This window comes from Streptomyces nigra (genome assembly GCF_003074055.1).
Taxonomy (GTDB): domain Bacteria; phylum Actinomycetota; class Actinomycetes; order Streptomycetales; family Streptomycetaceae; genus Streptomyces; species Streptomyces nigra.
Map to the genome: position 1 here is coordinate 4,351,392 of NZ_CP029043.1, position 12,637 is coordinate 4,364,028.

Annotated in this window: 8 protein-coding genes and 1 riboswitch; of the genes, 5 read left to right on the forward strand and 3 right to left on the reverse strand. The window is 70.4% G+C overall.

What is annotated here, in order from left to right:
• The first annotated feature begins 15 nt into the window (after nucleotides 1–15).
• The 4 genes from nuoL to recQ all read left to right on the forward strand — a co-directional run bounded on the left by nuoL (nucleotide 16) and on the right by recQ (nucleotide 7,389).
• Nucleotides 16–1,980, forward strand: a complete 1,965-nt coding sequence (gene nuoL, locus DC008_RS20255; protein WP_108708183.1) for an NADH-quinone oxidoreductase subunit L — start codon at nucleotides 16–18, stop codon at nucleotides 1,978–1,980.
• A gap of 5 nt (nucleotides 1,981–1,985) precedes the next feature.
• Complete coding sequence (locus DC008_RS20260; RefSeq protein WP_108708184.1) at nucleotides 1,986–3,557, forward strand: NADH-quinone oxidoreductase subunit M; 1,572 nt, start codon at nucleotides 1,986–1,988, stop codon at nucleotides 3,555–3,557.
• Nucleotides 3,554–5,203: an NADH-quinone oxidoreductase subunit NuoN gene (nuoN, locus tag DC008_RS20265; protein WP_108708185.1), complete on the forward strand. Its 1,650-nt coding sequence runs from the start codon at nucleotides 3,554–3,556 to the stop codon at nucleotides 5,201–5,203. The genes DC008_RS20260 and nuoN overlap by 4 nt, the downstream gene beginning before the upstream one ends.
• Before the next feature lie 152 nt (nucleotides 5,204–5,355).
• Complete coding sequence (recQ, locus tag DC008_RS20270; protein ID WP_108708186.1) at nucleotides 5,356–7,389, forward strand: DNA helicase RecQ; 2,034 nt, start codon at nucleotides 5,356–5,358, stop codon at nucleotides 7,387–7,389.
• A gap of 7 nt (nucleotides 7,390–7,396) precedes the next feature.
• Here the strand turns inward: recQ and DC008_RS20275 are convergent, their stop codons facing one another.
• Both DC008_RS20275 and fahA read right to left on the reverse strand, forming a co-directional pair.
• A complete protein-coding gene (locus tag DC008_RS20275; protein ID WP_108708187.1) occupies nucleotides 7,397–8,335 on the reverse strand; it encodes a M56 family metallopeptidase in 939 nt (312 codons plus the stop codon).
• A 199-nt stretch (nucleotides 8,336–8,534) separates the two neighbouring features.
• Nucleotides 8,535–9,755, reverse strand: a complete 1,221-nt coding sequence (fahA, locus tag DC008_RS20280; protein ID WP_108708188.1) for a fumarylacetoacetase — start codon at nucleotides 9,753–9,755, stop codon at nucleotides 8,535–8,537.
• Nucleotides 9,756–10,167: 412 nt separating this feature from the next.
• On the opposite strand from fahA, the gene DC008_RS20290 reads away from it, so the two are divergent.
• Nucleotides 10,168–10,998 (forward strand): HAD family hydrolase, encoded by an 831-nt coding sequence (locus tag DC008_RS20290; RefSeq protein WP_108708190.1) that lies wholly within the window; start codon nucleotides 10,168–10,170, stop codon nucleotides 10,996–10,998.
• Between the two features lie 63 nt (nucleotides 10,999–11,061).
• Here DC008_RS20290 and DC008_RS20295 read toward each other — a convergent pair whose 3' ends face one another.
• On the reverse strand, nucleotides 11,062–11,796 hold the full coding sequence (locus tag DC008_RS20295) for a transglycosylase SLT domain-containing protein (RefSeq protein WP_108708191.1): 735 nt from the start codon (nucleotides 11,794–11,796) through the stop codon (nucleotides 11,062–11,064).
• A gap of 7 nt (nucleotides 11,797–11,803) precedes the next feature.
• A riboswitch (cyclic di-AMP (ydaO/yuaA leader) is annotated at nucleotides 11,804–11,979 on the reverse strand.
• Between the last annotated feature and the right edge of the window lie 658 nt (nucleotides 11,980–12,637).

Genomic DNA, 12,637 nt, shown 5'->3' on the forward strand with positions numbered 1-12,637 from the left:
GGGGTCGGAAGAATCGTGGAGAACCTGATCGCGCTGCTGATCGCGGCGCCCTTGCTCGGAGCGGCCGTCCTGCTGTGCGGTGGCCGGCGGCTCGACGCCGTCGGCCACTGGATCGGCACGCTCCTGTCGTTCGTCTCCTTCGCCTTCGGTGTGGTCCTCTTCGCCGATCTCCTCGGCAGGGGCGCCGAGGAGCGGACCCTGACGAGTCATCTGTTCACCTGGATCCAGGTGGAGGGTTTCCAGGCGGACATCGCCTTCCGCCTCGACCAGCTGTCGATGACCTTCGTGCTGCTGATCACCGGCGTCGGCTCGCTGATCCACGTGTACTCGATCGGGTACATGGAGCACGACGAGCGCCGGCGCCGCTTCTTCGGCTATCTGAACCTGTTCCTCGCGGCGATGCTGCTGCTCGTCCTCGCCGACAACTACCTGCTGCTGTACGTCGGCTGGGAGGGCGTCGGTCTCGCCTCGTACCTGCTGATCGGCTTCTGGCAGCACAAGCCCAGCGCCGCCACCGCCGCGAAGAAGGCCTTCCTGGTCAACCGCGTCGGTGACATGGGACTGTCCATCGCGATCATGCTGATGTTCCTCTGGTTCGGCACCTTCGCCTTCGGGCCGCTGCTCGGCGGCGAGGGGGAGCCGGGTCTCGCCGGGGACGCGAGCGAGGGCAAGCTCACCGCGATCGGCCTGATGCTGCTGCTCGCCGCGTGCGGCAAGTCCGCCCAGGTGCCGCTGCAGTCCTGGCTCGGGGACGCGATGGAGGGCCCGACCCCGGTCTCGGCCCTCATCCACGCCGCGACGATGGTGACCGCGGGCGTCTATCTGATCGTCCGCTCCGGCGCCATCTTCGACGCGGCGCCCGACGCACAGCTGGTCGTCACGATCGTCGGCGCCGTCACGCTCCTGTTCGGTGCGATCGTCGGTTGTGCGAAGGACGACATCAAGAAGGCGCTGGCCGGCTCGACCATGTCGCAGATCGGCTACATGATCCTCGCCGCGGGCCTCGGCCCCATCGGCTACGTCTTCGCGATCATGCACCTGGTGACGCACGGCTTCTTCAAGGCCGGGCTGTTCCTCGGTGCCGGATCCGTCATGCACGGCATGAACGACGAGGTCGACATGCGCAAGTACGGCGGCCTGCGCAAGTACATGCCGGTCACCTTCGTGACGTTCGGCCTCGGCTACCTCGCGATCATCGGCTTCCCGGGCCTGTCCGGCTTCTTCTCCAAGGACAAGATCATCGAGGCGGCGTTCGCCAAGGGCGGCACCGAGGGCTGGATCCTCGGCGCCTGCGCCCTGCTCGGCGCGGCCCTCACCGCGTACTACATGACGCGCGTGATGCTGATGACGTTCTTCGGTGAGGAGCGCTGGCGGCACACCAGGACCGCCTCCCCGGCCGAGCCCAGCGCGGAGCCCGCCGCCGAGACGCACGGCGAGCACGCGGAGCCGCACCCGCACGAGTCGCCCAAGGTCATGACGATCCCCATGATCGTGCTGGCGGTCGGCTCGGTGGCCGGCGGCGCTTTCTTCAGCATCGGCGACCGCTTCGTGCACTGGCTCGAGCCCATCACCGGGCACACGCACGGCCATCCGCCGATCAGCGCGGGCACCGTCACCGGCGCGACCGTGGCGTGCATGGTCGTCGGCGTCGCCCTCGCCTGGGCCCAGTACGGCAGGCGCCCGGTCCCGGTGGTCGCCCCGCGCGGGTCGCTGCTCACCCGGGCGGCCCGGCGCGACCTGTACCAGGACGACTTCAACCACGTCGTCCTGGTGCGCGGCGGCGAGCACCTCACACGCTCCCTGGTCTACGTCGACCACACCCTGGTCGACGGTGTCGTCAACGGCACGGCGGCCTCGGTCGGCGGCCTGTCCGGACGGATGCGCAGGCTCCAGAACGGCTTCGCGCGGTCGTACGCGGTCTCGATGTTCGGCGGTGCGGCGATCCTCGTCGCCGCGACCCTGCTGATGAGGGCGGTCTGATACCGATGTCCTTTCCCCTGCTGACAGCCACGGCGGCGCTCCCGGCGATCGGGGCGATCGCCACGGCCGCCGTGCCGGCCGCCCGGCGCACCGCCGCCAAATGGCTGGCGCTGTTCTTCTCCCTCGGCACACTCGCCCTCGCGATCGCCGTCCTGGTCCGGTTCGACCCGGACGGCGACCGCTACCAGCTCACCGAATCGCACTCCTGGATCGCCGACTTCGGGGTCCGCTACGAGCTCGGCGTGGACGGCATCGGGGTGGCGCTCGTCGCGTTGACGGCGCTGCTGATCCCGTTCATCGTCCTCGCGGGCTGGCACGACGCCGATCCGCTGGAGACGGGAAGCCGGAGGTGGCGGCCGACGCAGGGCTTCTTCGCCCTGATCCTGGCCGTCGAGGCGATGGTGATCCTCTCCTTCGAGGCCACCGACGTCTTCCTCTTCTACATCTTCTTCGAAGCCATGCTCATCCCGATGTACTTCCTCATCGGCGGCTTCGGGGACCGTGCCCACGAGCACGGGGAGAAGGTCGCGTCGACGCAGCGGTCGTACGCCGCGGTGAAGTTCCTCCTCTACAACCTGGTCGGCGGACTGATCATGCTGGCCGCGGTGATCGGCCTGTACGTCGTCGCCGGGAACTTCAGCCTCCAGGAGATCGCCGAGGCCCGCGCCAACGGCTCGCTGGACATGGCGACGAACACCGAACGCTGGCTGTTCCTCGGCTTCTTCTTCGCCTTCGCGGTGAAGGCGCCGCTGTGGCCGCTGCACACCTGGCTGCCGAACGCGATGCAGGAGGCCACCGCCCCGGTCGCCGTTCTCATCACGGCGGTCGTCGACAAGGTCGGCACCTTCGCGATGCTCCGCTTCTGCCTCCAGCTCTTCCCGGAGGCCAGCAAGTGGGCCACGCCGGCCATCCTGGTGCTGGCGCTGATCAGCATCGTCTACGGGGCGCTGCTCGCGGTCGGCCAGCGGGACATCAAGCGCCTGATCGCCTACGCGTCGATCTCGCACTTCGGCTTCATCATCATGGGCATCTTCGCGATGACCAGTCAGGGCCAGTCCGGGGCGACGCTCTACATGGTCAACCACGGCATCTCGACGGCCGCGCTGATGCTGGTCGCCGGATTCCTGATCTCCCGGCGCGGCTCGCGGCTCATCGCGGACTACGGCGGGGTGCAGAAGGTCGCCCCGGTGCTCGCCGGCACCTTCCTGATCGGTGGCCTCGCGACACTGTCGCTGCCGGGTCTCGCGCCGTTCGTCAGCGAGTTCCTGGTCCTCGTCGGCACGTTCACGCGGTACCCGGCGATCGGCATCATCGCCACCTTCGGCATCGTGCTCGCCGCGCTCTACACCCTCGTCCTCTACCAGCGGACGATGACGGGCCCGGTGAAGCCGGAGGTCTCCGCGATGCCGGACCTCAGGGTGCGCGAGATCGCGGTCGTCGCGCCGCTGATCGTCCTGCTGGTCTTCCTGGGCGTCTACCCGAAGCCCGTCACGGACATCGTGAACCCGGCGGTCAAGCAGACCTTGTCCGACGTTGAGAAGAAGGACCCCCAGCCCGAGGTGGAGGCGGCCAAGTGAGCGCATCAGCCGTCCACAGCCTGTGGACAACCGCGGCCGACCCGATCTCGAAGATCGACACGCCGAAGATCGAGTACGCACAGCTCTCGCCCACCCTGATCGTCGTCGGCGCGGCGATCATCGGGGTGCTGATCGAGGCCGTCGTCCCGCGCAAGTCCCGTTACTACGCTCAGGTGTTCGTCGCCGTCGTGGCGCTCATCGCGTCCTTCGCGGCGGTCGTCGCGCTGGCCGCCGGCGGGTACGCCACGACCAAGTCGGGCATCGCCGCCATGGGCGCGATCGCCGTCGACGGACCCGCCCTGTTCCTGCAGGGCACCATCCTGCTGACGGCCATCGTCGGCCTGTTCACCTTCGCCGAGCGCCGGCTCGACCCCGCGGCGCACGGCAACCGCGTCGACTCCTTCGCCGCCCAGGCCGCGTCCGTGCCGGGCAGCGACAGCGAGAAGGCCGCCGTGAAGGCCGGGTTCACCACCACCGAGGTGTTCCCGCTGCTGATGTTCGCCGTCGCGGGCATGCTGATCTTCCCGTCGGCCAACGACCTGCTGACACTGTTCATCGCCCTGGAGGTCTTCTCCCTCCCGCTGTACCTGATGTGCGCGCTGGCCCGCCGCAAGCGGCTCATGTCGCAGGAGGCCGCGGTCAAGTACTTCCTGCTGGGAGCCTTCGCGTCCGCGTTCACCCTGTTCGGCATCGCCCTGCTCTACGGCTACGCGGGCTCCGTGTCGTACGGCACGATCGCGCGGGTCGTCGACGGCACCGTCGCGGAGGTCACCCCGGCCCTCGCGAACACCATGGGCAACGACGCGCTGCTGCTCGTCGGCGCCGCACTGATCGTCATGGGCCTGCTGTTCAAGGTGGGCGCGGTGCCGTTCCACATGTGGACCCCGGACGTCTACCAGGGCGCCCCGACACCGGTCACCGGCTTCATGGCCGCGGCGACGAAGGTGGCCGCGTTCGGCGCGCTGCTGCGCATCCTGTACGTCGTGCTGCCGGGGCTGCGCTGGGACTGGCGGCCGGTCATGTGGGGCGTGGCGATCGTCACCATGCTGGGCGGCGCGATCATCGCGATCACCCAGACCGACATCAAGCGGCTGCTGGCGTACTCGTCGATCGCGCACGCCGGGTTCATCCTGGCCGGTGTCATCGCGACCACGCCGGACGGGGTGTCGTCCGTCCTCTTCTACCTGGGCGCCTACTCGTTCGTGACGATCGGCGCGTTCGCGGTGGTGACGCTGGTGCGCGACGCCGGCGGCGAGGCGACGCACCTGTCGAAGTGGGCCGGTCTGGGCCGCCGCTCGCCGCTGGTCGCGGCGGTCTTCGCGGTGTTCCTGCTGGCCTTCGCGGGCATCCCGCTGACCTCCGGGTTCGCCGGGAAGTTCGCCGTGTTCAAGGCGGCGGCCGAGGGCGGGGCGGCCCCGCTGGTCGTGGTCGGTGTGATCTCGTCCGCGATCGCCGCGTTCTTCTACATCCGGGTCATCGTGCTGATGTTCTTCAGCGAGCCGAGGCCCGAGGGACCGACGGTCGCGGTGCCGTCCCCGCTGACGATGACGGCGATCGGCGTCGGCGTGGCGGTCACCCTGGTCCTCGGCGTGGCGCCCCAGTACTTCCTGGACCTGGCGAGCCAGGCGGGCGTCTTCGTGCGCTGACCGAGCCCCGTGCGGACGGCCCGGCTTCCTTCCGAGGGAGCCGGGCCGTTCCCGTTCCCGAAGGGTGAGCCTGTGGATAACCCGGGGGGCTGTCGGTGCGGACCCCTATCGTGGAGGCAGTGGTCGAGGGACGACGGGCGGGGGACACGGCGATGGGTGCGACGGGCGTGATCAGCGAGATGCCAGCGGTGACCGAGGCGGACCGGACAGGCGACAGCGAGGCGCTGGCGGCGCTCCACCGCGTCTTCGGATACGACTCCTTCCGGGGTGAGCAGGAAGCCGTCATCGACCATGTCGTGGCCGGCGGCGACGCGGTCGTGCTCATGCCGACCGGCGGCGGCAAGTCCCTCTGCTACCAGATCCCCTCCCTGGTCAGACCGGGCACGGGCGTGGTCGTCTCCCCGCTGATCGCCCTCATGCAGGACCAGGTGGACGCGCTGCGGGCGCTCGGCGTGCGCGCCGGGTTCATCAACTCCACACAGGACTTCGACGAGCGCCGGGTCATGGAGGCGCAGTACGCGGCGGGGGAGCTGGACCTGCTCTACCTGGCCCCCGAGCGTCTGCGGCTCGACGCGACGCTGGATCTGCTCTCCCGGGGCAAGATCTCGGTGTTCGCCATCGACGAGGCGCACTGCGTCTCGCAGTGGGGCCATGACTTCCGCCCCGACTACCTCTCCCTGTCCCTGCTGGGCGAGCGCTGGCCGGACGTGCCCCGGATCGCCCTGACGGCGACCGCCACCCGGGCCACCCACCAGGAGATCACCCAGCGGCTGGGCATGCCGGACGCCCGGCACTTCGTCGCCAGCTTCGACCGGCCCAACATCCAGTACCGGATCGTGCCGAAGGCCGACCCGAAGAAGCAGCTGCTGAGCTTCCTGCGCGAGGAGCACTCCGGCGACGCGGGCATCGTGTACTGCCTGTCCCGGAAGTCGGTCGAGGCGACCGCCGAGTTCCTCTCACGCAACGGCATCGAGGCGGTCCCGTACCACGCGGGCCTCGACGCGGCGACGCGCGCGGCCCACCAGTCCCGGTTCCTGCGCGAGGAGGGCCTGGTCGTGGTGGCGACCATCGCCTTCGGCATGGGCATCGACAAGCCGGACGTACGGTTCGTCGCCCACCTCGACCTGCCCAAGTCCGTCGAGGGCTACTACCAGGAGACCGGCCGCGCCGGGCGTGACGGCCTGCCCTCCACGGCCTGGATGGCCTACGGCCTCAACGACGTCATCCAGCAGCGCAAGATGATCCAGCTGGGCGAGGGCGACGAGGCGTTCCGGCGCCGGGCGGCCGCCCACCTCGACTCCATGCTGGCGCTGTGCGAGACGGTCCAGTGCCGGCGCGGCCAGCTGCTCGCCTACTTCGGCCAGGACCCCGAGGCGGGCGCCTGCGGGAACTGCGACACCTGTCTGACGCCACCCGAGACCTGGGACGGCACCGTGGCCGCGCAGAAGGTGCTGTCGACGATCGTGCGACTGCAGCGCGAGCGGGGGCAGAAGTTCGGCGCGCTGCAGATCGTCGACATCCTGCTGGGGCGGCGCACCGCCAAGGTGATCCAGTTCGACCACGACCAGCTCTCCGTGTTCGGCATCGGCGAGGAGCTGACCGAGGGCGAGTGGCGGGGCGTCATCCGCCAGCTGCTGGCCCAGGGCTTGCTCGCCGTCGAGGGCGAGTACGGCACGCTCGTGCTGACGGAGGCCAGCGGCTCGGTGCTGCGGCGGGAGCGGGAGGTGCCGCTGCGCAAGGAGCCGAAGAAACCGGCGTCCACGCGGTCGGGCTCCGGTTCCGGACGTGGCGACCGCAAGGCCAAGAGCCCCGCCGCCGAGCTGCCGCAGGAGCTGGTGCCGGCCTTCGAGGCCCTGCGCGCCTGGCGCGCCGAACAGGCGAAGGAACAGGGCGTCCCGGCGTACGTCATCTTCCACGACGCCACGCTGCGCGAGATCGCCACGGTGTGGCCCACCTCGGTGGCCGAGCTGGGCGGGATCAGCGGCGTCGGCGAGAAGAAGCGGGCGACGTACGGGGAAGGGGTGGTCGAGGTGCTGGCGGGGCTGACGGCGCCTGGAGCCACCGAGGCCGCTCCGCAGTCCGCTTCGGATTCCGCATCGGACTCCGCACCGCGGTCCGTGGACCGGCCCGCGGCGGACGACTTCGACTGGGCGCAGGAGGAGCCGGAGCCCGACGGCTGGGAGTGAGTCCTCGCTAGGACAGCGTGAGGAGCCCCGGCGCGAAGGTGATCAGCAGGGGGACCAGCGGGACCAGGGCCGCCAGGGTCGTGGTCAGCGCGCGGTCACGGCGGCCCAGTCGCGGGGGCGGCTGAAGCAGACGGTCGACGCGTTCGCCCAGCAGCCGGTGGGTGGAGGCGCAGGACAGCACGCCCCGGTGTTGGTTGAGCTCGATCAGGGCGAGGGCCGTCGTCAGATGGCCGCAGCGGCGGGACGCCGTGTCGTCGGCGGCCAGCTCGACCAGGCGGTGCGTCTGGTCGCAGAAGTGGGCGAACAACGGGACGCGGGGGAAGCCGGTGGCGAGCGCGGTGGAGAGGTGCAGCAGCCAGTCGTGGTGGGCGCGGGCGTGGCCCCGCTCATGGGTGAGGACGGCGTCGAGCTGGTGGTCCGTGAGGCGGTGCAGGGCGCCGGTGGTCACGATCAGCTGCGGCGGGCTGCCCGGCATCCACCAGGCGTCCGGGTACTCGTCCTCCAGCACCAGCAGCGGGCCGCGGGTGGAGCCGAGGCCGGCCGGCAGGTCGGGGGCGCGTTCGCGCAGCTGGGCCCGGGCGCGGCCGCGGCGCCGGCGCGCCTCGACGAGCTCGCGCCCCAGCATCGCGGTCGTCCAGGCCGCCCCGCACGCCAGCAGAAGGGTGAGGAGCGCGGACCAGGCCGGCGCGGCGGAGAGGTCGTACGCCTCCGTCACGGACGGCGGTGCCGGGGCGAACAACTGGGCGCGGGCGGTGCCGAAGACGGCGGCGGTGCCCAGGGCGAGCGCCGTGAGGCAGCACAGCAGGACGGTGGCGACGAGGCACTGCCACACCCACAGCGCGACCACGGGGTCCCGTTCCGGCCAGGCGGCCCGGGTCAGCGCACGCGGGACGGGAATGGCGGCCGTCAGGCCGACGATGCTCAGCAGGAGCAGGCAGACGGTCATGCCGGAGGCTCCGGATCCTGGTGAAGGAAGGTGCGCGGACGACGGTGCGGGGCGGTGGGCCGCGATCGCCCCGAGGGACGCGCTTCCCACCGCCAGCCAGTATGACGGTGAGCCCGGCGGGAGTCAGCGGGAAAGAGCCGACGGAGCCACGGTCGTGACCGACTCGACAGGCACACCCCGCTCACTCGGTGACCGTGCCTCAGCCGGCCACGATCCGGCCGGTGACCTCGCCCAGGCCCACGCGCACGCCACCCGGCCCGGGCGCCCACGCCGACAGGGTGACCACATCGCCGTCCTCGAGGAACGTCCGCTTGCCGTCCGGGAGTTCCAGCGGGTCGCGGCCGTTCCAGGTCAGCTCCAGGAGGGAGCCGCGCTCGCGCTCGGTGGGGCCGCTGACCGTGCCGGAGCCGTACAGGTCGCCGGTGCGCAGGGAGGCGCCGTTCACCGTCATATGGGCGAGCTGCTGGGCGGCCGTCCAGTACATGGTGGAGAAGGGGGGCTCGGAGATCACATGGCCGTTGACGGTCACGGTGATCCGCAGGTCGTAGCCGCCGGGTTCGATCCCGGCGCCGGAGTCGTCGAGGTACGGCAGCAGGGGGTGGGTGCGCTCGGGCGGTGCCGTCCTGGCGTCCTCCAGGGCGTCCAGCGGGGTGATCCAGGCCGACACCGACGTGCCGAAGGACTTGCCGAGGAACGGGCCCAGGGGGACGTATTCCCAGGCCTGGATGTCGCGCGCCGACCAGTCGTTCAGCAGGCACAGGCCGAAGACGTGCTCACGGAAGTCGCCGAGCGGGACCGGGGCGCCCATCGCGGACGGCTTGCCGACGACGAAGCCGACCTCGGCCTCGATGTCCAGGCGGACGGACGGGCCGAAGACCGGCGCCGGGTCGCTGGGGGCCTTGCGCTGGCCGGAGGGGCGGACGACGTCCGTCCCGGAGACGACCACCGTGCCGGAGCGGCCGTGGTAGCCGATCGGCAGGTGCTTCCAGTTGGGGGTGAGGGAGTCCTCGGCGTCCGGGCGGAAGATCTGGCCGACGTTCCGGGCGTGGTTCTCGGAGGCGTAGAAGTCGACGTAGTCCGCGACGTCGAACGGAAGGTGCAGCGTCACGGAGGAGAGCGGGTGGAACAGGTCCGCGACCACCTCCTGGTGCGCCGGCACCGTCACCCAGGCGGTCAGCGCCCGCCGGACGTCCGACCAGGTGGTGCGGCCCGCGGCGAGCAGCGGGTTCAGCGACTCCTGGGCGAGCAGCGGGGCGTACGGCGAGCCGAGCGCCTCGGCCGCGCGGCCCGCGTCGAGGACGTGGTCGCCGAGCCGGACGCCCACCCGGCGCGCGGAGTCCGTGCCCGGGAGGGAGAAGACGCCGTACGGCAGGTTGTGCGCGCCGAAGGGGTCGCCCTCGGGGAGATCGAAGGGGGGCATGGGGTGCTGCCTCACTCTCATACGCTCCGTAAGCCATGTGGTCGGGCCCACGTTACGGGTGAGGTGGCTGTCTTGGGCAGGGTGAACATGCCAGGGACGCCGGGGAGGGCGATCGGCTCCGCCCCAGGTGGCCGGGGCCGGCCGTGGCGTCGCACGCGTCATCACATGTGTCGTCACAGGCATCGTCACCGGGGAGCGGCCCCAACTCGCCCGCAGGAAGGCCGACAAGAAGGCCGACAGGACGGCCGAGAGAAAGACCGGGATGATCGCGTGGGGCGAAATCGCCATAAACGGGCGCTGGTTGTGCGCGCTTGGACACAACTGGGACCGGAACGAGTGTCAACTCATGTGAACCGAGCAGCCGTCCGGTTCAGGTCGAGTCGATGGGCCTTCCTGTCCGTATTCTCTGATCATGGCCGCACCGATCGCATATTCACTCATCGCCACTGACCTGGACGGGACCCTCCTCCGAGGTGACGACACGCTCTCCGACCGGTCCCTCGCGGCCCTCGCGCAGGCGGCGGTGGCCGGTGCCCAGCACCTGGTGGTGACGGGACGCCCGGCGCCCAGGGTGCGGCCCCTCCTGGACGTGCTGGGCAGCAGGGGACTGGCGGTGTGCGGACAGGGCGCGCAGCTCTACGACGCCGGCCGGAACCGTCTGCTGTGGTCCATCACCCTGGAGCGGGACCTGGCGGAGACCGCCCTCGGCAAGATCGAGGCCGAGGTGGGACAGGTGTACGCGGCGGTCGACCAGGACGGCGTCGACGGGCTCACGCTCATCGAGCCGGGGTATCTGATGCCGCACCCCACCCTGCCGGCCGTGCGGGTGCGGCACCGCGACGACCTGTGGTGCGAACCGATCAGCAAGGTGCTGCTGCGCCATCCGACGCTGACCGACGACGAGTTGGCGGCGACGGCCCGCGCGGTGGTGGGTTCGCTGGCGACGGTCACCATGTCGGGGCCGGGCACCGTCGAACTCCAGCCATGCGGCATCACCAAGGCGACCGGCCTCGCGCTCGCCGCCGAGCACCTCGGTCTGGGCCCGCACGAGACGATCGCCTTCGGGGACATGCCCAACGACATCCCCATGTTCGACTGGGCGGCCCACGGGGTGGCGATGGCCAACGCGCACCCGGAGCTCAAGGCGGTCGCGGACGAGATCACCTTGTCCAACGAGGACGACGGCATCGCCGTCGTCCTCGAGAGACTCTTCGCCTGCAGCCTGGCCGAGTTCCCCCACTAGATCTGTCGGACAGGGGAAGCGCCGGCGGAACACGGCCGGGACGTGGGCCGGAAAACGTGGGGCCTAGTAGGGGCCGTTCACGTTGTCGATCGAGCCGTAGCGCGCGGCCGCGTAGTTGCACGCGGCCGTGATGTTCGCGACCGGGTCGAAGGGGTCGTACGCGGTGCCCGCCACGTGGTACGCCGCGAAGGTCGGGTCGATGACCTGGAGCAGGCCCTTGGACGGGGTGCCCGCGACGGCGTTGGAGTCCCAGTTGTTGATGGCGGCCGGGTTGCCCGAGGACTCCCGCATGATGTTGCGGTGGATGCCCTCGTAGCTGCCGGGGATCCCCTTCTGCGCCATGATGTCCAGCGCCTCGCGGATCCAGCCGTCGAGGTTGTTCGCGTAGGTCTTCGCGGAGGCCTGGGTGGCCTGGGCGACGGCGGACTTCTTGACGGGGGCGGACGCGGTGTTCGCCTTGGCAGGCGTGGCCTTCTTCGTGGCGCGGACCTTCAGGTCGACACCCGGGTGGATCAGCCGGGGGTTGTCGCCGATGGCCTTGCGGTTGTCCTTGTAGAGCTGACGCCAGCCGCCCTTGGCGTCGTAGCGGTCGGCGATCCCGTAGAGGGTGTCGCCCTTCTTGGTGGTGTAGCTGACCGAGCCGGTCTTGGCCACGGTGGAGACCTTGGCGGGCTCGGCGGCGCTCGCGGTGGTGGCGCCCAGCAGGGGGAGCGCGAGGGCGGCGGTACCGGTGCCGGCGGCGATGACGCGGCGGGCGAGCGGGCTGGTACGGGTGCGGCGGTGCTTGCCTCGGGACATGGCGCTGTTCGTTCCTCTCCGGCGCCTGCGAGGTGAGCTGTCGGGTTCGGGCGGGAGATGCCCGGTCGTGTCGTCGTGGGACGACGCGACTTCACCCCTAGCCGGACCGGGCGCCATCAAGGCGTCCGGTACGGCGACTTACCTGGGTCCCCCGCTCCTGCCGTGCGTGAGTGCGTAGGTGGATGACTCGGGCGGCGGCAGGATTCGGCGTCCGCCCGACAGAGCGGAACGTATGCGAGAGCACATGTCGGGAACAAGTGCCGCAGACACCTGACGTGCTAGTTGACCATGGTCTGGGGCGTATGGGGTACTTGATCCTTTGCGGTTGCCAACGCTCAACTCGCTTTTGTCGTAAGGCGACGAAGGGGTCCGGCGGGAAGGGGTGGGGGGCGGCGTCGCGTGACCCAACTCACGGCGATCACAACAACGGCAAATCGGGCAATGGCTCCAACTCCCCGTTTATTGCCTGCTCGTCGGACGGGCCTCGTCAGCTCGCCTATCTGTCCCTTGAGTTCGGAAAGTCCGTTTTGCGGATACGTCGGGGAACCTCGCGTGCCGTGCATGTCGTTGAGTGGGTGTCGGGCGCGGGGGTGTGCGGGTGCCGAGTGGCCGGACAGGGCGGAGGTGGCGGAGAGGGCGTCTCCGGGGCGGGCCGGGGTAGACGGGCTGCCGTACGGAGCGGGTCCGTGATCGGCGATGCGGAGTGGCGGGTGCCAGCGTGGCTACACACAGTGACATGCCGATAAATCGATGAATCTCCACCCTTATCAGGTGATCGAAAAACATACCGACCGTGGACCGATGTCGCCCGTGGTGGACGGGTGGGCGGCATCGGTGATCG

Excerpts from the sequence above, each read along its gene's own strand:
- DC008_RS20260 (WP_108708184.1), top strand. The coding sequence starts at position 1,986 with ATGTCCTTTCCCCTGCTGACAGCCACGGCGGCGCTCCCGGCGATCGGG.
- DC008_RS20275 (WP_108708187.1), bottom strand. The coding sequence starts at position 8,335 with ATGACCGTCTGCCTGCTCCTGCTGAGCATCGTCGGCCTGACGGCCGCC.
- recQ (WP_108708186.1), top strand. The coding sequence starts at position 5,356 with ATGGGTGCGACGGGCGTGATCAGCGAGATGCCAGCGGTGACCGAGGCG.
- fahA (WP_108708188.1), bottom strand. The coding sequence starts at position 9,755 with ATGCCCCCCTTCGATCTCCCCGAGGGCGACCCCTTCGGCGCGCACAAC.
- DC008_RS20295 (WP_108708191.1), bottom strand. The coding sequence starts at position 11,796 with ATGTCCCGAGGCAAGCACCGCCGCACCCGTACCAGCCCGCTCGCCCGC.
- DC008_RS20290 (WP_108708190.1), top strand. The coding sequence starts at position 10,168 with ATGGCCGCACCGATCGCATATTCACTCATCGCCACTGACCTGGACGGG.